The sequence below is a fragment of the Pseudarthrobacter sp. NPDC055928 genome, assembly GCF_042270935.1.
Classification (GTDB): Bacteria; Actinomycetota; Actinomycetes; order Actinomycetales; family Micrococcaceae; genus Arthrobacter.
Map to the genome: position 1 here is coordinate 66,810 of NZ_JBHJZH010000012.1, position 25,020 is coordinate 91,829.

The 25,020-nt window shown below is 64.9% G+C and carries 22 protein-coding genes and 1 tRNA gene; 3 read left to right on the forward strand and 20 right to left on the reverse strand.

Annotation, left to right across the window (positions count from 1 at the left end; genetic code table 11):
• Position 1: 1 nt before the first annotated feature.
• From metE to ACFC25_RS15315, 8 genes are all read right to left on the reverse strand, one after another.
• On the reverse strand, positions 2 to 2,335 hold the full coding sequence (gene metE / locus ACFC25_RS15280; RefSeq protein ID WP_376046561.1) for a 5-methyltetrahydropteroyltriglutamate--homocysteine S-methyltransferase: 2,334 nt from the start codon (positions 2,333 to 2,335) through the stop codon (positions 2 to 4).
• Positions 2,336 to 2,390: 55 nt separating this feature from the next.
• A complete protein-coding gene (locus ACFC25_RS15285; protein WP_376046563.1) occupies positions 2,391 to 3,356 on the reverse strand; it encodes a methylenetetrahydrofolate reductase in 966 nt (321 codons plus the stop codon).
• Positions 3,357 to 3,688: 332 nt separating this feature from the next.
• Positions 3,689 to 4,444: a hypothetical protein gene (locus tag ACFC25_RS15290; RefSeq protein ID WP_376046567.1), complete on the reverse strand. Its 756-nt coding sequence runs from the start codon at positions 4,442 to 4,444 to the stop codon at positions 3,689 to 3,691.
• The gene (locus ACFC25_RS15295) at positions 4,441 to 5,556 is read right to left on the reverse strand and encodes a VWA domain-containing protein (RefSeq protein ID WP_376046570.1); all 1,116 of its coding nucleotides are present in this window, start codon (positions 5,554 to 5,556) and stop codon (positions 4,441 to 4,443) included. The genes ACFC25_RS15290 and ACFC25_RS15295 overlap by 4 nt, the downstream gene beginning before the upstream one ends.
• Positions 5,553 to 6,572 (reverse strand): VWA domain-containing protein, encoded by a 1,020-nt coding sequence (locus ACFC25_RS15300; protein ID WP_376046573.1) that lies wholly within the window; start codon positions 6,570 to 6,572, stop codon positions 5,553 to 5,555. Before ACFC25_RS15300 ends, ACFC25_RS15295 begins: the two co-directional genes overlap by 4 nt.
• Entirely contained in the window at positions 6,563 to 7,033 is a 471-nt protein-coding gene (locus ACFC25_RS15305) for a hypothetical protein (RefSeq protein WP_376046575.1), read from the reverse strand. Before ACFC25_RS15305 ends, ACFC25_RS15300 begins: the two co-directional genes overlap by 10 nt.
• On the reverse strand, positions 7,023 to 7,904 hold the full coding sequence (locus ACFC25_RS15310; RefSeq protein ID WP_376046578.1) for a DUF58 domain-containing protein: 882 nt from the start codon (positions 7,902 to 7,904) through the stop codon (positions 7,023 to 7,025). Before ACFC25_RS15310 ends, ACFC25_RS15305 begins: the two co-directional genes overlap by 11 nt.
• 7 nt (positions 7,905 to 7,911) lie before the next feature.
• Entirely contained in the window at positions 7,912 to 8,919 is a 1,008-nt protein-coding gene (locus ACFC25_RS15315) for a MoxR family ATPase (RefSeq protein WP_337351070.1), read from the reverse strand.
• A 140-nt stretch (positions 8,920 to 9,059) separates the two neighbouring features.
• On the opposite strand from ACFC25_RS15315, the gene ACFC25_RS15320 reads away from it, so the two are divergent.
• Both ACFC25_RS15320 and ACFC25_RS15325 read left to right on the forward strand, forming a co-directional pair.
• Positions 9,060 to 9,263 carry a hypothetical protein gene (locus ACFC25_RS15320; RefSeq protein ID WP_066294296.1) on the forward strand — a complete coding sequence of 68 codons (204 nt, stop codon included), beginning with the start codon at positions 9,060 to 9,062 and terminating at the stop codon, positions 9,261 to 9,263.
• A gap of 191 nt (positions 9,264 to 9,454) precedes the next feature.
• A complete protein-coding gene (locus tag ACFC25_RS15325; protein ID WP_376046581.1) occupies positions 9,455 to 11,437 on the forward strand; it encodes a PKD domain-containing protein in 1,983 nt (660 codons plus the stop codon).
• Positions 11,438 to 11,481: 44 nt separating this feature from the next.
• Here ACFC25_RS15325 and ACFC25_RS15330 read toward each other — a convergent pair whose 3' ends face one another.
• The 7 genes from ACFC25_RS15330 to ACFC25_RS15360 form a co-directional block, all read right to left on the reverse strand.
• Positions 11,482 to 12,354: a carbohydrate ABC transporter permease gene (locus ACFC25_RS15330; protein ID WP_376046584.1), complete on the reverse strand. Its 873-nt coding sequence runs from the start codon at positions 12,352 to 12,354 to the stop codon at positions 11,482 to 11,484.
• On the reverse strand, positions 12,351 to 13,226 hold the full coding sequence (locus tag ACFC25_RS15335) for a carbohydrate ABC transporter permease (RefSeq protein WP_376046726.1): 876 nt from the start codon (positions 13,224 to 13,226) through the stop codon (positions 12,351 to 12,353). Before ACFC25_RS15335 ends, ACFC25_RS15330 begins: the two co-directional genes overlap by 4 nt.
• Before the next feature lie 45 nt (positions 13,227 to 13,271).
• Positions 13,272 to 14,624 carry an extracellular solute-binding protein gene (locus tag ACFC25_RS15340; RefSeq protein WP_376046586.1) on the reverse strand — a complete coding sequence of 451 codons (1,353 nt, stop codon included), beginning with the start codon at positions 14,622 to 14,624 and terminating at the stop codon, positions 13,272 to 13,274.
• 106 nt (positions 14,625 to 14,730) lie between these two features.
• Positions 14,731 to 15,933, reverse strand: coding sequence for an ROK family transcriptional regulator (locus tag ACFC25_RS15345; protein WP_337348227.1), 1,203 nt, complete (start codon positions 15,931 to 15,933; stop codon positions 14,731 to 14,733).
• Positions 15,934 to 16,032: 99 nt separating this feature from the next.
• Positions 16,033 to 17,253, reverse strand: a complete 1,221-nt coding sequence (locus ACFC25_RS15350; protein ID WP_376046588.1) for a class I SAM-dependent methyltransferase — start codon at positions 17,251 to 17,253, stop codon at positions 16,033 to 16,035.
• Positions 17,234 to 18,379, reverse strand: coding sequence for an NAD(P)-binding domain-containing protein (locus ACFC25_RS15355; protein ID WP_376046591.1), 1,146 nt, complete (start codon positions 18,377 to 18,379; stop codon positions 17,234 to 17,236). Before ACFC25_RS15355 ends, ACFC25_RS15350 begins: the two co-directional genes overlap by 20 nt.
• 16 nt (positions 18,380 to 18,395) lie before the next feature.
• Positions 18,396 to 18,779 carry a zinc ribbon domain-containing protein YjdM gene (locus tag ACFC25_RS15360; protein ID WP_376046594.1) on the reverse strand — a complete coding sequence of 128 codons (384 nt, stop codon included), beginning with the start codon at positions 18,777 to 18,779 and terminating at the stop codon, positions 18,396 to 18,398.
• Between the two features lie 96 nt (positions 18,780 to 18,875).
• Between ACFC25_RS15360 and ACFC25_RS15365 the strand changes: the two genes are divergently transcribed.
• Positions 18,876 to 20,210 (forward strand): class I SAM-dependent methyltransferase, encoded by a 1,335-nt coding sequence (locus ACFC25_RS15365; protein ID WP_376046597.1) that lies wholly within the window; start codon positions 18,876 to 18,878, stop codon positions 20,208 to 20,210.
• Positions 20,211 to 20,297: 87 nt separating this feature from the next.
• Here the strand turns inward: ACFC25_RS15365 and ACFC25_RS15370 are convergent.
• The 5 genes from ACFC25_RS15370 to aztB all read right to left on the reverse strand — a co-directional run bounded on the left by ACFC25_RS15370 (position 20,298) and on the right by aztB (position 24,996).
• Positions 20,298 to 20,373, reverse strand: a tRNA-Ala gene (locus ACFC25_RS15370).
• A 309-nt stretch (positions 20,374 to 20,682) separates the two neighbouring features.
• The gene (gene aztD / locus ACFC25_RS15375; protein WP_376046600.1) at positions 20,683 to 21,891 is read right to left on the reverse strand and encodes a zinc metallochaperone AztD; all 1,209 of its coding nucleotides are present in this window, start codon (positions 21,889 to 21,891) and stop codon (positions 20,683 to 20,685) included.
• Between the two features lie 65 nt (positions 21,892 to 21,956).
• Positions 21,957 to 22,868, reverse strand: coding sequence for a zinc ABC transporter substrate-binding protein AztC (gene aztC, locus ACFC25_RS15380; protein WP_376046603.1), 912 nt, complete (start codon positions 22,866 to 22,868; stop codon positions 21,957 to 21,959).
• Positions 22,865 to 23,962, reverse strand: coding sequence for an ABC transporter (locus ACFC25_RS15385; RefSeq protein WP_376046606.1), 1,098 nt, complete (start codon positions 23,960 to 23,962; stop codon positions 22,865 to 22,867). The genes aztC and ACFC25_RS15385 overlap by 4 nt, the downstream gene beginning before the upstream one ends.
• A 149-nt stretch (positions 23,963 to 24,111) precedes the next feature.
• The gene (aztB, locus tag ACFC25_RS15390) at positions 24,112 to 24,996 is read right to left on the reverse strand and encodes a zinc ABC transporter permease AztB (RefSeq protein ID WP_376046609.1); all 885 of its coding nucleotides are present in this window, start codon (positions 24,994 to 24,996) and stop codon (positions 24,112 to 24,114) included.
• Between the last annotated feature and the right edge of the window lie 24 nt (positions 24,997 to 25,020).

Here is a 25,020-nt window from a genome sequence, read left to right on the forward strand (position 1 = left end):
GCTACTGCTGTGCTGCCTGCAGCAGTTCGGCGCGGACCGTCTTGGTGGCCTTGACCAGGTTGCGCAGGGACTCTTCGGTCTCGGCGTAGCCGCGGGTCTTCAGGCCGCAGTCCGGGTTGACCCAGAGCTGGCGGGACGGGACGTGCTTGACGGCGGTGCTGAGCAGTTCGGTGACTTCCTCCTCGCCGGGAACGCGCGGCGAGTGGATGTCGTAGACGCCCGGGCCCACGCCGCGGCCGAAGCCGTGGGACTCGAGGTCGTGAACAACCTCCATGCGTGAACGGGCGGCCTCGATGGAGGTCACATCCGCGTCCAGTCCGTCGATGGCGTCGATGATGGCGCCGAACTCGGAGTAGCACAGGTGGGTGTGGATCTGGGTGGCGTCAGCAGCACCGGCGGTGGACAGGCGGAACGAGTTCACGGACCAGTCAAGGTACGCTGCGTGGTCTGCCTTGCGCAGCGGGAGGAGTTCGCGGAGGGCCGGCTCGTCCACCTGGATGACCTTGATGCCGGCCGCTTCAAGGTCAGCGATCTCGTCGCGAAGCGCCAGGCCAACCTGGTTGGCGGTCTCGCCGAGCGGCTGGTCGTCGCGGACGAAGGACCAGGCCAGGATGGTGACCGGACCGGTGAGCATGCCCTTCATCGGCTTGCTGGTCAGGGACTGTGCGTACTCGGCCCAGGCAACCGTGATGGGGGCGCTGCGGGTGACGTCGCCCCAAAGGATGGACGGACGGGTGCAGCGGGAGCCATAGGACTGGACCCAGCCGTGGACCGTGACGTCAAAGCCTTCGAGGTTCTCGGCGAAGTACTGGACCATGTCGTTGCGCTCGGGCTCGCCGTGTACCAGGACGTCGTAGCCGAGCTCTTCCTGCAGCTCCACAACGCGCTTGATCTCGTCCTTCATGAGCTGCTCGTACTGCTCGTTGGTGAGGTCACCCTTGTTGTTGCGGGCGCGGGCCGAGCGGATTTCGGAGGTCTGCGGGAACGAGCCGATGGTGGTGGTGGGCAGCGGCGGAAGGTGCAGGGCCTCTTCCTGGGCGGCTTCGCGGACCGAGTACTCGGAGCGGTTGAAGTCTGCGGCGGTCAGTGCTTCGGTGCGGGCGCGGACGTCGTCGCGACGGACTCCTTCAGCGGTTGCACGGGAAGCGATCACAGCGGAAGCTTCGTCGATGGCGGCCTTGGCAGAAGCGGGCTCGGCGAGGTAGGCGGCGAGAGTCTTGACTTCCACGGCCTTCTGGTCGGAGAACGCAAGCCAGCTGCGCAGCTGCTCGGACAGCTGGGTTTCCTCAGCGACGTCGTGCGGGACGTGCTGGGTAGACGTGGAGGTGCTGACGGCAAGCTTGCCGGCTGCGGCCTTCAGCTCGTCCAGCTTGGCAGCGGACGAGGCGAGGTCGTTGCGCCAGATGTTGTGGCCGTCAACCACACCGGCAACCAGGGTCTTGTCGCCGAGGCCGGCGAGGGCTGCTGCGGACGGTACTGCGCCCTTGAAGATGTCAATGTGCAGAGCATCAATGTTGGTCGCGGCAAGGGTGCCGAGCTGCCCATCAAGCGAGCCGTACGGCGTGGAGACGAGGATCTGCGGACGCTTGGCAGCCGCGGTGAGTACCTCGTAAGCCCGGGCGACGGCTGCCTGGATCTCCTCGGCAGAGGTGTCCTGGTCGACCACCAGTGCAGGCTCGTCGAGCTGGATCCAGCTGGCGCCCGCTTCGGCGAGCTTTTCGAGCAGCTGGACGTAGACGGGCAGGATGTCCTCGAGCCGGGACAGCGGCGCGAAACCGGCCGGTGCGTCGTCTGATGCCTTGGACAGCAGGAGGTACGTGACCGGCCCAACGATGTACGGGCGGGTCTCGATGCCGTTGGCAAGGGCGAAAGCGAAATCTTCAACCTTGGCGGTGGACGCGAGGGTGAACTCGGTCTCCGGGCCGATTTCCGGAACCAGGTAGTGGTAGTTGGTGTCGAACCACTTGGTCATTTCCAGCGGCTGCTGTTCCTTGTTGCCGCGGGCCAGGGTGAAGTAGCCGTCGATGTCCAGCTGTCCCTCAGCGTTGAGGAGCTTGCCGAAGCGGGCCGGGACCGCACCGAGGTGTGCCGTGGTGTCCAGGACCTGGTCGTAGAAGGAGAACGTGCCGGGCACGGCGGCAGCCTCGGTCAGGCCGAGTTCCTGCAGGCGCTTGGCGATGGTGAGCTGGATGTCCTTGGCGGCGGCGTCGAGGGCAGCGGCGTCGATTTTGCCGGCCCAGTACGCTTCGACGGCCTTCTTCAGTTCGCGGCGGCGGCCGATGCGCGGGTAGCCGAGGAGCGAGGCAGCGGGAAACGGAGTGTTAATTTCAGTCATGGAAGATTCCTTGGAGTGGTGAGACAGTTCGGAAGGTCTTGGCAGATATCTGGGATCAGCTGGCCAGCTGGCGCCGGGCAACGGCGCTGCGGCGGCTGGCTGAGCGTGAGTGGCGCGGAAGAGCCAGTTTGTCCAGCACCTCAAGCGCGCTCTGGTGTTCGTTGAAGGTGTAGAGGTGGATGCCCGGTGCACCGGCTTGGAGGGCCGCATTGGCCAGGTCCACCGTCGCCCGGACGCCGATCCGGAGCCGTTCGGCGTCGGTGTCGGCTGCGGCGAGGCGTTCCATGAGCTCGGGGGACGGCTCAACGCCGGTCAGTTCACCAAGCCGTGTGACGCGGCGGAGGCTGGTGAGGGGCATAACGCCCGGAATGATCGGGATGGTGACGCCGGCCCGGCGGGCCCGGGTTACCAGTTCCGCGTACTGCCCCGCGTGGAAGAAGACCTGGGTGATGGCAAAGTCTGCCCCGGACCGCTGCTTGGCCAGCAGCACCTCAACGTCGTGTTCCTCGCTGGGCGACTCCGGATGCCGCGTGGGATAAGCGGCGACGCCGACAGCGATCTTGCCGGCGCACAGCAAGGCCGAACGCCGCTGCTCCACACGCCTGATCAGTTCAATCAGATCCTGCGCGTAGGTCAACGATCCCTCGGCGGGCTTCCCGCCGTCCTTGGGCATGTCGCCGCGAAGGGCGAGGATGCCGCGCACGCCGGTGTCCAGCAGTTCACCGATGATCTCAGCCAGTTCCAGCGGCGTGTTGCCGACGCAGGTCAGGTGGGCCAGGGGCCGCAGCGTGGTTTCCTGGACCAGCCGGTGGATGAGTTCGAGGGCGGTGTCCCGGTTGGAGCCGCTGGCACCGTAGGTGACGGCGACGTAGTCCGGGTCGGTGGTCTCAAGCTCACGGATGGTGTTCCACAGCGATTCGGCGGCAGCCGGGGACCGGGGCGGGAAGAGCTCATAGGAAAGCGCCACCGGGGCGGCATCTGAGAGGTTGGGATGGGTGTCAATAAGGCTTGGTGGTGACATTTGCGTCCTTGGCTTTGGGCCATTGGCGGCGATGTACGTCGACGTTGCGACTGTATTGCCGTCAATGAATTGAGTTTGGGGAACACGGAAGGAACTCCACTAGGACGCAGCCGCGACTGTTACGCCTGGAATGAAGTTGTCCGTGAGCAAATGTCAGGCCCACATGGGGGCACCCACACCCTCCGTAACGGAGGATCGCTGACACGTTACCGCGGTAACTTGTATAGAACTCTAGGAGTCCTTCCGGAAGCGTTCAAGTTGGCTGCCGAATTAAGACGCAGCTTTACGCCGTATTTCACGGTGCCACAGAATTTTGTTCGCCACTGTGGCGGCTACCAGGGCTTGTCCGGTCCTGCGCCGTAATCGCCGTCCCTGAGGTACTCGTCGCGCTCCTGGCCGTTGTTGCGTTCCAGCTGGGAGTTCCGCGCGCTGTTTTTGAGCTCCTCGAGCTGGGTTTGCTGCCCAGGATCGGGCTCTGCTGGAGCCTGCGGTTTTTCGCCTTCGGGCTGCTCCCCCGCACCCTCCCCGGCCTTGGCGTCCTCGGATTTTTGCCGGAGCCGGGCTTCTGCCTGGTCCAGCTTCTCCCCCGCGGCCGGGGCGCCCGCCTGATCGGAGGCCGCCAGGCAGCCGTCAGGCGCGGCGTTCACGACGGCCAGCGCTTCGGCGAAAAGCTGCCCTGCCGCCGTCGGGTCCTTGGCAGCCAGCCGGGCATCACCAAGCTGTTCGATGCTGAGTACCAGGTTGACGCGGATGACGCAGTCATCATTTGGCCCGGTGAGCGCCAGCGCCTCCTCAAAACGTTTCCGTGCTGCCTCGAAGTCCCCTGCCAAGGCCCGGGCGTCCCCCTCGGCGAAAGGTGCCTTGTGCGGTTCGATGACATTGACGGTGCCCAACCCCGCCGCTGCGGAGCCCACCGCGTCGGCATCACGGTGTTCAAATCCCGTGGCCGCCTGGCCCGCGAGAACGCCGAGGCTAAGCAGCTTAACTGACAGGCAAAGGACCAGGAGCACGGGCAAACCGGACCAGAGAAGAAGGAGCCTCCGGCGCCTGAGCAAGGTGGCCGCCGTCGAAGAATGATCCGGGTTCACTTAGATGCCCCCTGCACAGGTTGGCGGTCACGGCTGGACGGCGAAGTTTGTGACGGCCCGGGCTGGCTTGGCGGCCCTGTGTGACCCAACTTCCTGTGCTGACTCAACGGCCGGAGTTCACGCAACTGCCGCAGCACCAGGACCGTTTCCCGGAGGGCCAGCAGGAACGCCCCGGCCGCCAGGATCCAATACAGCTCCATCCGCCCTTCAAGGCTGTTGTCCCCTTCCCCGCGTTGCAGGGCGCCGGGATTGGCGTCCTGCAGCATGGGCGCTGCAGCGTCACCTGCCGAACGGTGCACATAGGGAACCCCGAGGTCGGCTGCGATGCGCCGGAGCTGGGCCTCGTCCAGCATGGAGAGGGCGTCCCGGCCGGTCCCGCCGCTTCGGTCGCGGATGTAGCCTGCGTCGTCGGGGCCTGGCCCGGTGTTTTCCTTCATCCGTCCGCCCCCGGCTGTCCCGTAGCCCAGCACGGCTCCCCCGCTGACCAGCCCCGTGTCCACGCGCATCGGTGCTGGGGGTTTTCCACTGGTCTGTTCCCCGTCACCGAGATAGAAAACAATGCGCGGCCGTTCGGGATGGCTTTCGCGGGCAGCCCGGAGCCGCTCGTCCAGCAGTTTCGCCGCCACGGTGACGCTGCTTCCTTTGGAATAGGCCGCGACCTGTGGTTCCAGCACGGTGACGAGGGTGTCCAGTGCGGACGTGTCAGTGGTCAGCGGCATCCGGACGGCAGCGTTGGTGTCAAAGGTGATCAGCGAAAAGCGCGCACCGGCCAGGCGTTCGGCAATGGCACTGATGTCCGCACGGACTCCCTCCAGCCGTGGCAGGGAATCTCCGTAGTCCTCGGCGGCGATGCTGCTGGTGGTGTCGACAACAAAGAAGACGTTGATGTCCGCCGTCGCCGCCTCCGCGCTTCCGCCCGGGATGCCCGGCCGAAGCGCCGCCCCCACAACGAGCAGCACGAGTATCCCGCGGAGCACCCCGTCGCGGCCTGAGCCCGGCCCCCGGCGGGGGTTCCGCCGTCGGACACTGATGACCTGCCAACCCAGGAACAGCACGACGGCGGCGGTCAGTGGCAGCATCACCCATGCTGGCAGAACCGGAAGGAGCGTCATGGCCTGAGCCGCCAAGACGCGCCGGCCAGGACCAGGCCGGAGAGGAGCGCGAGCGCCAGGGGCAGGTCCGGACGGTCCGAGACCACGGCACGGGGCGCACTCTGGATGGCGGCTGCTTCTGTTGCCTGGACGTCCCGGACGATGCCTGCCACGGCCTCCGGGCTGTCCAGCGCGTAGTAGGCTCCGCCGGTGGTTTCGGCCGTGGCCCTGAGCAAGGCACCCGGCTGTTTGGAGTCAGTACCGTAGTCGAAGTCGCCGGGGTTCAGGGCGTAGACGCGGATGTCCCGTTCCTTGGCGAGCGCACCCGCCTGTTCCAGCGTGAAGATCGGATCGCCGGAAAGAAAGTTGTCGGTCGCCAGCACCACTGACCGCGAGCGCGGAGGCGTCTTGGCTGCAGGCATATTGCTCTGGGGCGTGGCGTCGGTAGCCGGGAAGCTCTCCACACAGCTGGCCAGTCCGTCGCCGATCAGGGACGAGCCGCGCCCATTCCAGGTGCCGTCCAGGAAGCCTGAGCTCCCGGCTTCACCGTTGAAGGCGTCCTTCGCCATTGTCAGTTGCTCCTGCACATAGCTGTAGTCATCGGTCAGGGGAAAGACCTGGACCGCGCTGCTGTCGAAGATCGTGAGCCCAATCCGTTCACCGTCGAAGTCGGCGGCTAGTTCGGTGAAGACCTCCACCACTTCGGCGTCGGCGCTGCTCATGGATCCGGACGCGTCCAGGCACAGGATGATGTCCCGGTTGTGTTGCTCGGGCCGGATGGTGGTCATGTTTACGGGCCGGGCCGTGGCGATGGCAGCCGAGACCACCAGGGTCAGGGCGGCGAGCGCCGCGATCGCAAGCCAGCGCCGGTACCGCCGGAGGGCGCGCTGGTACTCGGGCAGCGCGGTGAGGCGGTCCGCGTGGGCAACGGGCCGCCGTCGGGCGTTGTCCCGGGAGTCCTTGCGGAACACCAGCCAGGCGGCACCGGCTGACGCGGCCGCTGCGATGGGAAGGAGCCACCAGAACATCAGTTCCATGAGCGCACCGCCTGGCGGGCCGTCTCGGCTGACCGGGCCAGCGGCGGCAGCGGTTCCGCGCCGAACTCGCCGGGGTAGAGCCGGCCAACGGCTGTGGCCGCTGCGGGCAAGGGATGGCTGTCCAGCTCCGCCAGGGTCATCCTGGGGGCATCAACGCCCGTGACGTCGCGAGTAAACTTCCGGACCAGGAGGCTGAGTTCCTGATGGGACGCCCGGGACGTCAGCCGTCCGGCTGCTGCCTCGGCTTCCACGGCATCGATCCTCTGCAGGTACGCTTCCTTGAGGCTGTGGATGTCCGACGGCGGCGTGAACCGCGGCGCTGCCGCCGGCACCGGGCGTTTACGGGTGCTCAGGTAAACAAAGAAGTACCAGCCCACGACGAGGACCAGCAACCCGATGCCCGCCCACAGCCAGAGCGGGCTGTACTGGAGCGGTGCGTAGAACCCGCCGTTATCCTGCACGCCGGTGCCGTTCCAGCAAGGCAAACAGTTCAGTCATGACTTCCTGGCTGTTGGCCACGTGGCCCTCGGAAATCCCGACGCTGCGCAGCATGGCATGCCGGCCGGCGTCCCGTCCCGCTGTGGCCGTTGCGTATGCGGCAGCTACGCCGGATGACTCGGCGATCCGGCTGGGCAGCGGCGAAGCGTCCGCGACACTGAACGCACCTTCCGCCGGCCCGGCGCCGGCAAGGTCGGCGTCGCGGATGGTGAGCCACAGGATCTCGTGCTGCGCCCGCAGCCGGCGGAGCACATGCTCCAGGCCGGGGTCTGCGGCCAGCTCGTCTGCGACGACGAACAGCAGGTTCCGTCCCTTGACGGTGCGCGCCACATGGCGCAGTTGCTCTTCGAGCCGGCTGGGTCCGCTGTCCAGGCTGACCCGGGAGTGGACCTCCTGCAGCAGCCGTTCCAGGTGGGCTTCCCCAGCCTTGGCCGGAATGGTGCGGGAACCAAAGGCATCGCCACAGACCAGTCCCACCACGTCGCCGTGCCTGTGTGCCAGGTAAGCCATGACGCCAAGGGCCATCACGGCGATGTCCTTCTTGGGTTCGCCGTCGCGGGATCCGGCCGCCATGTTCCGGCCGGTATCGGCAATCAGCATAAGGGTCTGACGCCGTACGGCCACATAGCGCTTGATCAGCGGGGAGCCGTGGCGGGCGGAGGCCTTCCAGTCGATGTCCCGGACCTCATCCCCCGGAACATACGCCCGGAGGTCGTCGAAGTCCAGGCTGCGGCCCCGGAATACTGAACCGTACTCGCCGTCAAGGATGCCGCGGGCTTTCCGGTGGGCGAAGATGGACATCTTCGACTTCACGCGCGTAAGCAGGCTGGTCACCTGGGGCTCAGGGTATCTGGACGGATGCCACGATGGCATCGACTACGGTCTCGACCGGTACTTCCTCCGCCACTGCTTCGAAGCCCAGGATGAGGCGGTGCCGCAGCACCCGGTGCGCGAGGGATTTGACGTCCTCCGGGATGACGTGGTCGCGGCCGTTGATGAGGGCCACTGCCCGCGCCGCCTGGCTGAACGCGATGCTGGCGCGGGGGCTGGCGCCGAATTCGATGAAGCCTGCCAGCCGCCGGTCGATGTACTGCCCGGCATTACGCGTCACGAACACCAAGCCCACGATGTAGTTAATAATGGCCGGATCAATATAGATGCGCTTCACCAGTTCCTGGACCCCCACCACGGCATCCAGGGACGCAGCCGCCGCCGGAATCTGTTCCGGCGTGTAGACCCCTGCGTCGATGCGCCGGATGATCTCTGCTTCCTCTGCCGGTGAGGGGTAGTCCAGCACGTCCTTGAGCATGAAGCGGTCCATCTGGGCTTCGGGCAGCTGATAGGTGCCCTCCTGCTCGATCGGATTTTGCGTCGCGAGCACCAGGAACGGCGACGGAAGCTTGTACTCCTGTCCCCCGATGGACGTCTGCCGCTCCTGCATGGCTTCCAGCATGGCGCTCTGGGTCTTGGCGCTGGAGCGGTTGATCTCATCCAGGAGGACGATGTTGGCGTGGACGGGCCCCAACTGGGTAATGAAGGTTCCCTTGGCGGCGTCGTAGATCTGAGTGCCGACGATGTCACTGGGCAACAGGTCCGGGGTGCATTGGATCCGGCGGAACTCGGCGCTCACGGACTCCGCCACCGTCTGGGCAGCCGTGGTCTTGGCCAGGCCCGGGACGCTCTCCAGCAGGATGTGCCCGCCGGTCATGAGGCCTATCAGGAGCGATTCACGCAGCCGGGACTGCCCTACGACCTTCGCGTCGAAGCTTCGGGAGATGTTCGCCACGACTTGCTGCGCGCGGGCCAGTTCCGCCGGTTCTATTCTCGCGGATGTACTGGTCTGAAGCACTGGATTCCCCCTGGTTGGCCGGGGCGGCAGGCCGTTGCCTGCCGACTGCACCCCGCCCGCCATACTATCCAAGCCACCAGTGGCAACCCGTGCAATGGGGACCCCTCCCCATCCGTGGCCCTCAGGTCTATTCTGTTGCAATGAGCGAGCTTCCAGCCAGTTACAAGCAGTTCCTCGCCGACAAGAGCGAGAGCTTCATCCTTGCCGTCAAGCCTGTCCTGCAGCAGTCCGCTGCCGATCAGCTGCACGGGGTCCGGGTCACCTATAACGTGGGTCCCACCGGCCATCAGGCCCACCTCGACGACAGCATTCCTTTTGGAGTAGTGGTCGAGGATATCGACTGAGTGCCATGCTCCGGAAGCCAGCGGCTTCCGGAGCCTATGCAGCGTTCCTGCCCGGCACTACTATTTGGCATATACGCCACGTGTGGTCTCACGCCCGTTGTCCGGTACCCGCGGACTGAAACGGGCGTCTCAGCCCAGCTCGGGCCTTGGCACCGGACTTGCGCCGGAACTCCGGGTAGTAGGAGTCCGCTATGGGCAATGGCAGATTTGCAGCCGTCGCAGTGGCCAGCGCCGCTTTGATCCTGGGATCGCTTCCGGGGCTGAGCGTGTGGCAGACAGCATCGCCTGAGCTGCAGGCGGCGCCCGTCGTCGTCGACGGAGAACCTTCGGCGCTGGCGGCAGTGATCCCGGCAGTTCCCGGACAGCTGCACGTGACCACGGCGGGCGACTATTCCTCGAGTGCGGCCGCTGCGGGTGTCCTGGCAAGGATCGGTGCCATCGCGCCCGACCTCCATTTTGCCCTCGGTGACCTGTCGTACGGGGCCACGGGCGCGGAACAGGCCTGGTGCGATCTTGTGACGTCGAATGCAGGTGCGGGGTTTCCGTTCGAACTGGTGTCAGGAAACCACGAAAGCAATGGCCAGAACGGAAACATCAACGACTTTGCCGCTTGCCTGCCAAATCAATTGCCGGGCGTGATCGGCACCTACGGCCGCCAGTACTACGTGGACGTCCCTCAGCAGGACCCCGTAGCCAGGTTCATCATGATATCCCCGGGTATTCCCTTCTCCGATGGAACCTGGAACTACTCGGCCGGCAGCACACGCTACAACTGGACATCAGCAGCCATCGATGGCGCCAGGGCCGCCTCCATCCCCTGGGTCGTTGTCGGAATGCACACGCCGTGCCTGTCCGTGGGGATATACAGTTGCGTAGCCGGGGCCGACATCACCAACCTGATGGTGACTAAAAAGGTGGATCTGGTGATGAACGGCCACGAGCACCTGTATCAGCGCAGTAAGCAACTTGCCACCGGGACCGGCTGCACCGGGCTCGTCCCGGGTACCTATGACGCTGACTGTGTGCGGGACGCTGACAACGCACTTTCCAAAGGCACAGGAACCGTCTTCACGACGGTGGGCACCGGCGGAGTGGCGTTGAGGGATGTCAACGCCGCGGATCCTGAGGCTCCCTATTTCGCTGCCTATTCGGGGCTCAACGCCAGCCCAACCCACGGGTTGCTGGACCTGCAGTTCACTGAGACCTCACTCACGGGACGTTTTGTAGCCACAGCAGGCAGCTTCCAGGATGATTTCAGCATCGTTCCCGGCACTGGAAACGCTTCACCCGTAGCTTCCTTCACCAGCAGCTGCACGGCGCTGCAGTGCAGTTTTGACGGCTCCGCATCCTCGGATCCGGATGGATCCATAACGTCGCATGCGTGGGACCTCGGTGATGGAACCACCGCGAGCTCTGCCACGGCATCACGGACCTATGCCGCAGCCGGGACGTACACTGTCACGCTCACCGTGACTGACAACGCCGGTGCCACGGCCTCCACCGCCACGCAGGTGACCGTCGGGGCCACGCCCCTGTTGGCCTCGGACGCGTTCGGCAGGACAGTCACCAACGGGCTTGGTTCCGCAGACGTCGGCGGTCCATGGACGACGACAGGCAGTTCCTCTGCGTACTCCGTGTCCGGCGGAACGGGCAGGATTCGCATCTCTGCGCCCGCCGTGGGGAACAACGCGTACCTTGGCTCGGTCTCGTCAGCTGCCACGGACCTGTCCCTGTCCTTCGCAACGGACAAGCCTGCCACAGGCAACGGACTCTATGTCTCTGTTATTGGGCGGCGGGTTTCCGGCAGCGGCGAATATCGGGCGAAAGTGAGCCTTACGTCAACGGGCAGCGTCAACCTCACGCTAGTGCGTACTGCGGCCAACGGGGCCGAAACAACCATCGCCAGCGGCGCGGCAATCCCAGGACTGAACTACGCTGTTGGCGATCGGCTGGGAATCCGGCTGCAGGTCAGCGGCACAAACCCCACCACTGTCCGTGCACGCGTCTGGGAGCTCGGCACGGCAGAGCCGACCACGTGGCAGCGCAGTGTTACTGACTCGACGGCAGCCCTGCAGGTATCGGGCAGCCTCGGGATCATGACGTACCTCTCCGGCTCAGCGACGAACGCACCGGTAACGGTGCTGCTGGACGACGTCCGGGCAGCCGCGCCCTAGCCCCGGTTGGCATCGATGGCCCTTGTGCTGACGGCCTTGCTGGTTCACCCCTTCATGGCCCCAGTCAGTGCGAAGGAACTGCCGGCGCCGCGCGCCACGATGACATACAGGGCGAGGACCGGAACTGAATAGAGGATGGAGAACGCTGCCAGCTGGCCGTAGGCCACTGCGCCGTGCTGTCCGAAGAAGCTGAAGATGGAAACTGCGGCGGGCTGCCGAGCCTCGGACAGCAGCAGCACGAACGGGACGAAGAAGTTCCCCCACGCCTGGATGAAGACAAAGATGAACACCACGCCCAGGCCTTGGCGCATGAGCGGAAGGACGATGGTGCGCAGGGCGGTCAGCCCGGAGGCGCCGTCGACCCACGCGGCTTCCTCGAGTGAAACAGGCACAGCGTCCATAAAATTCTTGGTCATCCAAATGGCCATCGGGAGCGTGGTGGTGGCCATGAAGAAAATTGTGGCTGGCATGGAGTCCAACAGTTCGAGCTGGACGAACAGCCCGTAGACCGGCACCATGATGGCGGTGACGGGGAGGCACGTGCCAAACAGGACGGCGTACAGGAACGGCCTGTTGAACCTGGACTGGTAGCGGGAGAGCGGGTAGGCCGCCAGCACTGCGGCGGCGAGGTTGACAGCCGCCGTGCCGGCGGAGAGCACCATGCTGTTCCACAGGGGCTGGAACAGCAGGCCCGGCGTCATGACCGCGGCAAAGTTCTCCAGCGACACTTCGCCCGGAACCCGCGTCTGGTGGCCCGCACCCGCGTCCAGGGACGCTAACACCAGCCACAGCAGCGGCAGCACAAAACATGCCCCGATCAGCAGCAGGGCTGCGTCCGCCGGAAGCCTGGCACGCCGGCGGCTGCGGGAGGGCCTGGCCTGCCGTGCGCGCCGGGAGGCCTGTGCCGCCGTCGTCATGGCCTGCCCTGACGGAGGAGCCGGATATAGGCCGCGCCGAAGATGGCCCCGATCAGGATCAGCACGGACGCCACCGCCGTGCCATAACCGATGTCCCCGAACTTGAATGCCTCAACGTACGCCAGCACGGGCAGCGTTGTGCTGGAATTCGAGGGCCCGCCGGCTGTCATGACCCAGACGAGCGTGAAGACGGCCAGTGTCTGCAGCGTGATGAGCATCAGGTTGGTAGCTATACTGCTCCGGATCATGGGGAGTGTGATGAAGGCCAGGCGCTGCCAGCCGCCGGCACCGTCCATCAGCGCCGCCTCTGTCACGTCCGCAGGGATGTCGTCGAGCGCGGCGCGGTACACCAGCATGGAAAAAGCGGTCCCCCGCCAGACGTTGGCCAGCATGATCGCCACCATCGGGAACGAGTAGAGCCAATCCGGCTGGCCAAGGCCCAGCCATCCCAGCAGCTGGTTCAGCGTCCCGTCGCGGCTGAAATACGCGTACGCGGCAAACGCTGCCACAATCTCCGGAAGCACCCAGGCGGCCACCACCGCAGTTCCGACGACGGCGGCAACGGGCTTCCGCGCGTGCTTCATCAGCACCGCAATAGTGAGTCCGAGCAGGTTCTGCCCCAGGATGGCCGACCCCCCGACGAAGAGAACCGTCAGGACAAGCGAGAGCGGCAGGACCGGGTCCGTCACCAGCCGCTGGTAGTTATCCAGGCCCACCCAGCCGGGACTGCGCGCGTTGCGTCCGGTCAGTGCGGCGTTGGTGAAAGATGCGTGGAACGCCCACAGCACAGGACCGGCCAGGAATACCAGCAGGAGCAGGATGGCAGGAAGCACCGGCAGCAGGCGTGCCTTGCGCCGCAGCCGGGCGGGCATCCGCGGTGTGGACCGCGGACGCTGGAGGGGAAGAACCGGCACAGCCTACTTCCGGACGGTCTTGTCGCCGCCCACGATGCCTTCCACTGCGGCGTCATAGTCCGCAGAGGCCTGTTCCGGGGTCTTCGAGCCGGTGATCACCGCTTCGGTGGCTTCCTGCACAGCGGCGGAGATCCGCGGGTAGTCGGCCGTTGCCGGACGGTAATGCGTGACGGACACAAGCTCGGAGACGTCTTTCACGAACGGATTTGCCGACTGGTAGCCGGCGTCGGACGCGACGTCCTCGCGGACCGCGATCTGGGAGCTGGCCACATTGAATGCCAGCGAGTTCTTCTGGTTCAGCGCGGTGGCCAGGAAGTCAAAGGCAAGGTCCGGGTCCTTGGTGCCTGCTCCGACGGCCAGCGTCCAGCCCCCGGACATGCTGACTCCGCCGGGTGCCTGTCCATCCTTGGTGGGGAACGCCGCTACGCCCATGTCCGTGCCGTACTCCGGCCATTCGTAGCTGCCGCCTTCCTGCCAGAACGACGGAGCGTAGGACCCTTCCACGGTGGCCCCCATCTTCCCTTGCGGGAGCCATTCCCCGAACACCTTCTTCCACACATTCGCGTCGAGTGCTTCGGCCGGGGAAACGGCCAGTTGTTCGTCGTAGAGGGTCTTGAGGAACGCCAGAGAATCCGTAAAGCCGTCCGAGCCCACTACCCATTTTTTGGCGTCTGCGTCATACAGTTCGTCGCCGGTGCCGTACAGCAACTCATAGAAGCTCTGCATCACGGTACCTTCCGCGGTGCCCTTGCCCGCATACATGTTGAAGGGCACTACCGTGGGGTCGCTGGCTTTGATTTTCCGCGCGGTCTCAAGGATGTCCTGCCAGGTCCGAGGCTCCCACGGGAGGCTGACGCCGGCTGCGGCGAGGACTTTCTTGTTGTACCAGATGGCACGCGTATCGGTGCCGAGCGGCACCGCGTACGTGCCGCCGTCGTCACCCAGCCCCGCAGCCTTCGCGGCGTCGTCAAAGGTGTCCCAGTCCTTCCAATGCGCCAGGTGGTCGTCAAGCTTCAGCAGGAAGCCCGCATCCACGTCGGAGCGGACTTTGAAGGTGTCCTCGTAGAAGACATCCGGGGCGGTGGACGGCGACCGGAGGGCAAGGGCCAGCTTCGTGCCGTAGTCGTCATCGTTGGCCTGGATGGGCTGCAGTTCCACTGTGACGCCGTCGTTGGCGGCTTCGAACTCAGCCTTGGCTGCCTGGAAGAGGTCGTCCAGTGCGACGAAGGAATCCGTCTTCTGGTAGACCACCTTCAGGGTCTTGGCCTGGTCAGCGGGGGCCGCCGGGGAACAGGCACACAGCGCCAAGGCTGCGGCAGCGATCAGGGAGGTTATGCTCAGGGCCCGGCGACGCATGGTGCTCCATTCAGTAAATGGCTGCAGTCCCCGTTGTCTGCGGGCCCCCAGCCGCGGCGATATCCAAATGCTAGATGTGCACCCTGCCGCGGGCAAGGCGCCCGGTTCAACTCTCCAAAAGGAGGCGCTGTGCCCGGGGTGCCAGCGTATGCTCCAGGACGAGGCAAGCCGCACCGATGGCGCCCACGTCCTCTCCTACCCCGGTTCCTACTACCTCGATGGTATGGATGAGGCGGGCTGCGCTGTTGGCGTCCAGGAGGGCCGGGATTTTGTCCAGGTACCGCTCGGACAGCCGGCTCCAGTATGGCCCGCCGAAGACAACGCGCTCCACATCAAGGGTGTTGGTGACCACCGATACGGCGCGGGCCACGAGCACTGCCGATTTGTCGATGATGGCGAGGGCCTGCGTGTTTCCTTCATCAGCGAGGTCGCAGAGCCGCGAGAAGCTCTGCTGGACAACGGCACCGCTGTTGTCCGTGCGGGAACCGTCGAGAATGCCGGCGGCCTCTGCCTCAGCCACCAGCACCTGCGGGATCGCCGAGGACTTCACGCAGCCACGCAGGCCGCAGTCGCACACGGGGCCATCTGGATCCACCACGATATGCCCGATTTCGCCGGCATTGCCCGACGTTCCGCGGACCACTTCATCATTGAGCACAATGCCGCAGCCGATACCGGTACCCATGTACATAAAGATGAAGCTGCCCGCGCCGCTGGGGCCGCCCGCCCACGTTTCGGCGACGGCGGCGCTGGTAACGTCCTTATCCACCAGGACCGAGTAGCCGGTGGCCTCGGCCAGTGCATTGCGAAGTTCAACCCTGTCCCACCCGGGCAACAGTGGCGGATCCACGACCGTGCCGTTGTCGAGGTCGATGGGGCCGGGAGCGGCCAGGCCCAGGCCTGCGATCTTGGCAGTATCCACTCCGGATTCCGTGACAAGCTGCCCAATCTCCATGGCAATGGTTGAGATCACGGCTGCAGGATCGTTCCCGCCCGGCGTCTTGATCCGTGAGTGCTGCACTACGGCGCCTACGAGGTCAAGCACTACGAAGGTTGTTACGGCGGGGTCCAGGTGGACGCCGATCGCGTACATGCCCGAGGGGTTCAGGCGCAGTATGGTGCGCGGCTTGCCCGGGCCGCTGCCTTCCTTGCCGGCTTCCACAATCAGGTGCTGGTCCAGCAGCCGGCGGGAGATGTTGGAAATTGTCTGCGGTGAGAGCCCCACAATCTGTGCGAGCTCCACTCGGCTGAGGCCACCGGAGGACCTGCGGATGGCGTCAAGAATGACCGTGAGGTTGAAGTCCCCCATCCGCGGCAGGTTGGTGCCGCGCCTAGGCGATGGCTGCCGGATCTCGGACACGGATTTCCCCTAAACGTCTTCGTCACTAAATGATGTCTGAATGGTACGTTACCCCTTGTCATCCGCCCACATGTGGAGGCGGGGTCGCGGCGCGGCCCCTTGCTGCCGGGATGGCCGCCTCGTGCTGACCGCAACCGTGAACTTCGGGTTTTGGCCCTTGACTGCGGTGGGGCCCACCAGCCGTTCGAGCGCGGGCAGGTAGTTCAGGTGCCGGTTGAAGACGGTCCATAGTTGACCGCCCGGGGTGAGGACCCTGCCGGCAGCTTCAAACATCTTGATTCCGGCGCCCGCATGGACGGTGGCGCCAAGATGGAAGGGCGGGTTCAGCAGGATGAGGTCCACGCTGGCGTCCGGGAGCGTGCTCATTGCATCGTCCTGGAGGACTTTCACGCGGTCCGAAAGGCCGTTGGCTGCAGCGGTGCCTGCGGCGGATGCGACGGCGGCGGCCGACTGGTCGGTGGCGGTGACCACGGAACCCGGATTCTGCCTGGCGTACATGGCGGCCAGGATCCCCGTGCCACACCCCAGGTCCACTGCGTGCCCGGCAGCGGGCATCGCGGGCAGGAACGTCAGCAGGAACCTCGTGCCGATGTCCAGCCTGGGCCCTGCGAAGACGGCGCCGTGAGCGGCAACGTCCAGGTCGAGTTCGGCCAGGTGCTCCACCACGGGAACCGGCTCCGGCCCTGACGCTTCCCTTGCGTCCGCTGCGACGATGACTCGGGACTTCTGGCGGGCAAGCTGCGGCTGGACGGTCCCGAAATGCCGTTCCAATATTGCGTTCATGCCTAACGACATGTGCTTGACCCGGCCCCCGGCCAGGAGCACCGCCCCCGGTGGGGCGTATCGTGCCACTGCCCCGGCGATCTGGTCCAGTTCTGCCAGGGTCTTCGGCAGTTGCAGCAGGACGAGGTCTGCGCCGGTGAGCAGTTCCTTCCCCAGCGGCAGCTGCTCGAAACGCTTCCCCGTCCCCGCTTCCGGCGGCGTTGAGTCCAGGCCGAGTGCCGCGGCGTTGTTCCTGAGGGCCCGCTCGCCGGTGATGAGGTCCTGGTGGACGCGCACCGTGCGTATGCCCAGCGTCGCCAGGGCGCCCAGCGTGAGGGCACCATAGCGGTCACCGATGACGGCCACGTTGCTGCCGGCACCTGCCCGGTCCGCCGCCGTCTCCAGCAGGAGCCTGTCCGTGGCATCCCAGGCCTGGAGATTCGGGGCCTCCACGTCCGGTCGCCGCCGGAGCGCCCCGAAAACATCTTCAAGAGTGTTTTGTGCCACTGGCTGGTGCCGCCTTTTCACTGGATAGGGCCGTAGAGGTTTCGTAGTGAACTCCGGGCAACTTCAGGATGGCCGCCACAGCTGCCCGCCCTGCCCGGTTGGCGCCGATGGTGGACGACGACGGCCCATAGCCCACCAAGTGGACGCGGGGTTCCGCCGCCACTTGCGTGCCGTCCATGGCGATGCCGCCGCCGGGACCGCGGAGATGCAGCGGAGCGAGGTGTTCAAGTTCGGCGCGGAACCCGGTAGCCCACAAGATCACGTCAGCGACGAGCAGTTCACCATTCGGCAACCGGACGCCGTCGGGTTCGATGGACGTGAACATCGGACGCCGGTCCAGCGCACCCCTCCTGGCCGCGGCGCGCAGGGCGGGCGTCCAGATCAGGCCGGTGACCGCCACCACGCTTTGCGGCGGCAGCCCCTGGCGCACCCGCTCCTCCACCAGCGCTACGGCGTTGTGGCCGGCCTGGGCGTCGAACTCGGCGTCCCTCCATTCGGGCTCCCTGCGGGTAAACCAGCTCGTGGTGGTCACTTGGGAGATTTCGTCCAGGAGGCCGACGGCGGAAATACCTCCGCCAACCACGATGACGTGCCGGCCGCGGAACTCCTCCGCTGCAACATAATCGGCCACGTGCAGTTGCCTGCCCCGGAAGGTGAACTGTCCCGGGTAGATGGGCCAGAACGGCCTGGTCCAGGTGCCCGTGGCGTTGATGACCGCTTTCGCGGACCAGTCGCCGTCGGAGGTGGTGATGCCCAGCCGGCCGTGGGGGTCTGCGTCTTCCCGCGTGACGCCCGTGACTTTGACCGGCCGCCTGATGGCTAGTCCGAGGTCCTGCTCATAGCCGGCAAAGTAGCGTGCCAGGAACTCCGAGCTGGGTTCTGCCGGGTCCACCACTGGCTTGGCGATGCCCGGGAGGTCGCTGATGCCGTTGACCGTGGCCATCCGGAGGCTTTTCCAGCGGTGCCGCCAGGCACCTCCCGGGCCCTCCTCGGCGTCGAACACGGCATATGTCGCGGCGCCAAGGGAACCGGCAGGGCTGAATCCCCGGCGCTGCAGGTGATATGCCGCCGAGAGCCCGGCCTGCCCAGCACCGATCACCGCAACGTCCACCAACTGCTTCTCCATGGCTTCGGGCTCCCGGCTAGGCCTTTTTCACTACGGAGGATTTGAGCTGCATGGGACCGACCCCGTCCACTTTGCAGTCGATGTCGTGGTCGCCCACGCCATCCAGCAGCCGGATGCCGCGCACTTTCGTGCCTACCTTGATCACACTGGAACTGCCCTTGATCTTGAGGTCCTTGATGACGGTGACTGTATCGCCGTCGGCCAGGACGTTGCCTACCGCGTCCTTGATCACTCGCGCTTCCGTCGCTGCCCCGTCATCGTCGCCGCCGGCTTCCGGGGCCCACTCGTTGCCGCATTCCGGGCAGACCAGGAGTGCGCCCATCTCGTAGGCGAACGGGCTTGAGCAGGCAGGACAAGGAGGAAGCGTGTCAGTCACCTCCCAATGATAATCGGGCTTCATTACTTGCCAGCGCAGACAGAAAAGTGTCCCGCAATCGCTGACATGTGCCCACCGCCGCCGTACTGTAGGCGCATGGCGGAAGAGAGGTCACCCATCATGAAAAACACCACTGCTGCATCAAGGCTGGCCAGGGCGCTGGGCATTGTCCTGGGAACAAAGGAAATCCCGTTCCGGCTCAAGGCGTGGGACGGATCCGAGGCTGGCCCGTCTGCGGCCCCCGTGCTGGAGTTCCGTAACCGGCGCGCCCTTCGGCGGATCCTCTGGTCCCCGGGCCAGCTTGGGCTGAGCCGGGCATACGTTGCCGGCGACATCGATGCGCCAGGGGACATCTTCGCAGCCTTCACGGCCCTCAGCTCCATGGGAAAGTTCGCCGAGCCAGGACCGTTCAAGCCCCTCACGCCGGCTGAAGTCTGGACATTGCTGAAGACGGCTATCAGGCTAGGGGCCCTTGGACCCAATCCCACCCCTCCGCCGGAAGAGGCGCGTGTCCGGAAGGCAGGGCGCATGCACTCCAAGCGCCGGGACGCCGCCGCGATCTCGCATCATTACGACGTCGGCAACGACTTCTATGCACTGGTTCTGGGACCGTCCATGGTCTACTCCTGCGCAGTATGGGGCACCAGCTCAGGCTCGGATCCCTCAGGTGATGGTCCCGGGGATGGCTCCCCCGACAGCCTGGTGGCCGGGCTCGACGCCGCCCAGGAAGCCAAGATCGACCTCGTGTGCCGCAAGCTCGGGCTCCAACCAGGCATGAGGGTACTGGACGTCGGCTGCGGCTGGGGCAGTTTCGCCCTCCACGCCGCGGAACGTTACGGGGTCAGCGTGGTCGGGGTAACGCTCTCGAACGAACAGGCAGTCATGGCGCGCAAAAGAGCAGCGGACGCCGGCCTGACGGAAAGAATCGATATCAGGGTCCAGGATTACCGCGACGTGGACGACGGCCCCTTCGACGCCATCAGCTCCATCGGCATGTCCGAACACGTGGGTCGCGAACAGACCCCCCGTTACGTTTCCCGGCTGTACAACCTGCTCCGGCCCGGCGGCCGGCTGCTGAACCATGCCATCTCGTGGAATGCCGGGCCAACCAGCCCGGACCCGGACTCATTCATTCCCCGCTACGTTTTCCCGGACGGCGAAATGATCAGCCTGGGCGAGATGGTCAGCGCCCTGGAGGCCGGCGGCCTGGAAATCCTCGACGTCGAGGCCCTGCGCAGGCATTACGCGCTGACGCTGCGTGCGTGGGTGCGCCGTCTCGAGGCCAACTGGGACGAGGCTGTGAGGCTGACGAGCCTGGGGCGGGCGAGGATCTGGCGGCTTTACATGGCGTCCAGCGCTCTCGGCTTCGAGGCCGGAATTACGGGCGTAAACCAGGTTCTCGTACAAAGGCCGGGCGGCGCCGAACCCCCGCTTCGCCGCTCCGACTGGACGTGATTCCGACCGGACCTGATGTGGACTGGCGGGAACCCAGCCAAGACCCCGGAAACAAAAAAACCACCCGCCGGGTGGTTTTTTTGTTTTTGGTGGAGCTGAGGGGACTCGAACCCCTGACCCCCTGCATGCCATGCAGGTGCGCTACCAGCTGCGCCACAGCCCCAAAACTTCTGTTTCCTGGGAACTCTCGTTCCCGGAAGCAACCTGATCAGCTTAATGCAGATTTGCCGTAGACGCCAATCGAATACGTCGCTTCCGGGTGCGGCGCGCCCGACCCAGTTTCCGCATGCTGGACGGCGGGACACATTTCGTGGCCGGAAGCAAAAACTGGAGTCCAGGCCTCATCGATAGGCTCCAACTCAAGCCCCCGTGGAACCGCATGAACAGCCGCTCCCCCGCCGGCATCTAACTGAACAGCAGGTGCCGCGCCACGAGGGTGCGGCACCTGCTGTTTGACTCGACGCAGGAAGGGTCAGTGCGCTCCGAGGGTGATGGCGATTTCGTTGGGCACTACGTCCAACTTGGCCGACCCGGTCACCTTGCCGGTGGTCAGATCAACCGAATGTACGGTGCTTGCTGCCGGTTCGGTGACGTAGGCGGTGTTGCCTTTGACAACGATGGCGGGGTGGGCGTCCTGCCAATCGACAGGACCTTCCCAGGCCCCGATCACGGGGAATTCGTTGACGATCTTCCCGTCCTTGGGATCCAGAACATGGATCGATCCGTTCGTGGAAAGTATGTAAGCCAGATCCCCGGGTCCACGGGCAATATCCCGGAACGTGTACTTCACTGTCTCGGGAAGCTTGACCACGTTGAAGCTGTGCTTCTGGGTGTCGATGAGGGCTACTGAGTTCAGGAGGTAGCCCTCAGCGTCTGGATCGGTTTTGTAGTCCCCGACCACAATAGGGCTTGTTTCGGAGACGAACGCGTTGCCCATCCGGCCGTACTTATCCGGCGCTTGGAACTTTTCGAACTTGCCTTCGTGGAACAGCAAGGCACCGTCTTCGCAGCCAAAGATCACAGCTTCGCCTGCTGCAGTACCTTCGCCATGGATGCCGGGGCATTCCTTGCTCTCAGCTAACTTGTCCCAGTGGCCATGGTGTGATTCGAGTGCAACCGCTCCGGTGCGGGAGGTCTTGTCACCGACGGTGGTAAGAAGTTTCCCGTCCTCCAACACGATTGATACTCCATGGTGCGGAGCGTCAGCTTTGTAAGTTTGCGTTTCGGGTAGGGCGCCGTCTGCTTTGGCTAGGTCTGCGGTCTTCAGGATGGTTGTGGTACCCGTGCCGTCGTCGAACAAGACGGTGTTGCCTGCATGCCGCACGACGTGGCCGGGAGCCGATGCGTCCACTACGAGATCCGTGAGTTTGGGTTCCACCGTGTCCAGTAGTTGGAAGCCGGCTTTCGTGGTGACGAAAACGTGCCGCCCGTCGCCAGCGGCGTTGAGCCTGGTGAATTCCTCCGAGTCGAACTTCTTGACGACGTTCAGAGTCTTCCCGTCGAGGATGCTGATGCCTCCCGGGTAGGAGATGGCGACACGTCCGAGCGCGTCAGCCGAAGCGGAGGCGGCAGGGGTTTGGGTATTACTGGCAGGCGTGCTGTTGGCGCAGGCGGACGCCAAGAGCGTCATCCCGGCAACAAGGGCGATGCCTCCCAGGCGCGTATTTCGTTTGCAGATCATATTTCGGTTCCTCATTCTATTTTTGTCAGGCAGGGTTCTGCCTGGGCGTGTGTTATTCGATGTGGTCAAGTCCTGAGTCCTTGGACAATCCGCTCCGTGTTGGCACGCATCATGTCCAGGTAGGTTGCTGCGCCTCCGTCGGGGCCGGTCAGCGATTCGGTGAACAGTTCAGCGACCCGCACATTAAGGCCAGCCTCGCTGGCGAGTACTTGCACCAGGCGGTCGGGCTGGGACGATTCGGCAAAGATAGTTGGGACACCGGCGTCACGGACGGCCTCGCTGAGCTTGCGCAGATCGGCAGCGCTTGGGGCTGCCAAGGTGGTCCCCCCAGGGATGACGGCGCCAACAACGCGGAAATCGAACCGTTCTGCGAGGTAGCCGAAAACATGGTGGTTCGTCACCAAGGCCCGGCGCTCCTTGGGAATGGCAGCAAAAGCATCTGTCATCTCGATGTCCAGCCGGGTGAGTTGATCCCGGTAGGCGTCTGCGCTGGCAGCCAGCCGCCCGGCGTCAATTCCTTCAATGTTCCGCGCGGCGGTTTCCATGGCGTTGACGACATCGAGCATGGCGGCAGGATCGGTCCAGAAATGGGGGTCAGGGGTGCCTTCAGCATCTCCGGAGCTGTAGGGCAGGACCTCGACCACGTCCCCCGCCACCAACATTGGCGCACCGGCCTTTGCAGCCCTGTCGAGGTGCTGTTGCAGCCCTCCCTCCAGACCGAGGCCGTTGGACACCACCAGGTCCGCACTGCCCATGAGGGACGCTTCCTGGGCCGATATTTCAAAGGAGTGCGGATCAGCATTTGGCTGCATGAGAGTAGTCACCTGGACCTGGTCTCCAAGGACCTGTCGGGTCACATCACCCAGAATGTTGGTGGTCACCACAACCTGGGGCTTCTCCGGCGTGTTCGGTTGTGAGCAACCGGAAAGTATCAGCGCAGCCGCAGCGGCGAGGGCAATCAGCGGCGCGCGTTTCATCGACCGGTCTCCACGAGATGCACGGGCTTTGTGGGCAGCTTGAGGGTCCGGGCAATCCGTGCGTCATCGGCGTAGTCAATTTCATAGACAATGCCCTCCGCCGGTGCGCTGACGTAGGCGCGCTGACCGTCGAGGGCGAGCTGCACTTTTCCAGCCAAGGCTGAATCCGCGAGGGTTGCCGCCAACAGCGGTTCGGTGACCGCGATGCGCTCTTTTGTCGATGCGTCATATACCTGGACCGTGCCGTCAGCGCCAACGACAACGACATGGTGGTCAGTGTCGTCAACTGTTGCCGCGGCGAGTACCGGGGTTGAGGTCGGCAGCCACTCCCAAGCCCGCTGGCGGGTGTTCAGCAGCCAGACTCCGGCATCAATACTGAGCCCGGCGACCGTGGGCCTGCCCTTACGTCCATCGAATTCCGTTGCCGGGGCCGCCGCGGCCGGGTAGGGAACCCGTTCGAAGACCGGTGTCACCCCCTCCGTTGTGGCGATCACTGCGCCATCCGCGCAACCGATGACCAGACCCAGCCGGGTGGTGATGGTTCCTGCTGCCGCCGGGCATTCGGTGGTGGCCAACTCCTTGCCGGAAGCGTCGACGGCACGCAACCGCGCGGCCTTCCCTGTGTTGTCGGGCTCGGAGACTACGGCACCCTCACCCAGAGGGGCGATGATGCCGGCGTGCGGTTCGGTCTTGAGGCGAAGGGTTTCTGAGATAGTCCCATTGGAGAGCGCCGAGTTATCCAGCAGGATAGCCTCCCCGGAAGAAGGGAAGAACAGCCCCGTTGTACCGGCCGTCGAAAGCATGCCTGTGGCGATAGTGGCTGTGCCCTCGCCTGCAACCCTTCCCAGAGTCTTGGGTTCTGTCCGGTAATAGTGGAAGTGGTCCACGTGATCCCAGGTCCATACGCCGCTATCCACAATGTCCACGCCGGAGCTGGTGGCTGCAAAGACGTAGCGGCCATCAGTACTGACATGGGCCGGCGGACCTACGTGCCCCAACCGGGACTCTGTTCCGGTGAGGAGGTCCAGCATCGAGGCTTCGCCTTCGGCGTCGATCGCCACAAGATGAAGCTGCGGTTCAGCGACCTCGGCCACTCCCGCAATCGCTCCATGCCCATCACTAGCGGACGCCGATTTGCTCGTGTCAGGTTGCGGTTCGTGCTGGGTTGGCGCACTGCCACACCCCGCGACAAAAAGAAGTGCCAAGGCGGCCAGGACTGTTTGCGCTGTTCGGAGATTCATTATTACTTTCCAGTGAGGGATAAAGAAGCGGGGGCCGGCGTGGGCTCGTGAGTTCTGGTTGCCTGCCTGCTTCGCCAGCCGTACAGGCGCGCGCCGGCAGTGGAAAAGACAGCGAGTGTGATCGCGGCTGCGGAGATGGAAGCGCCTGCCGCAGTGCCGGCGTACCAGGAGCACAGCAGTCCGAGACCCACCGCCAATGCGCCAAAAGAGGATGCGCCCACCATGCGGGCCGGAATGCTGCGCGTCCAGGGGCTGGCAGCTACTGCCGGGGCGAGCAACAGCCCCACCACAAGCAAAGATCCGACGGCCTGATATGAAGAAACAACAGCAAGGGTCACGAGTCCCACCAGTGCCAGTTGGGCGAAATGGGGACGAAGGCCCAACGTCACGGCAATCCGGGTATCAAAGGCAGCGGCGACGAAGCTGCGATGGAGGACGACGGCGATAGTGACTGTGATAGTCGCAGCGGCGAGAAGTCCAAGCAAGTCCCCGTCGTCCAAAGCGAGAATGTCGCCAAAGAGCATGGCTGTCGCATCGGTAGCGAACGAGCGTGAATGGGACACGATGATGACGCCGAGGGAGAGCATCGCCACGAACAGCAGACCGATGCTCGTGTCGTACGAAAGGCGACCCCGCCGCTGCAGCGCGCTGATCATCGCGCTCATGATGACGGCGCTCACCGCCCCACCAACGATGGCAGGGGCACCGGCAACTGTTGCCAGAGCCACGCCGGGCAGCATGCCGTGACCTATCGCTTCTCCAAGGAAGGCCATGCCGCGGATTACCACCCAAGTGCCTACGACACCGCAGATGAGGGCGACGAGGATGCCGCCAAGGAGAGCCCGCAGAAAGAAGTCTGCGGTAAAAGGTTCGGTCAGCCATTGCACCTGACCACCATAGCCACTATTGAT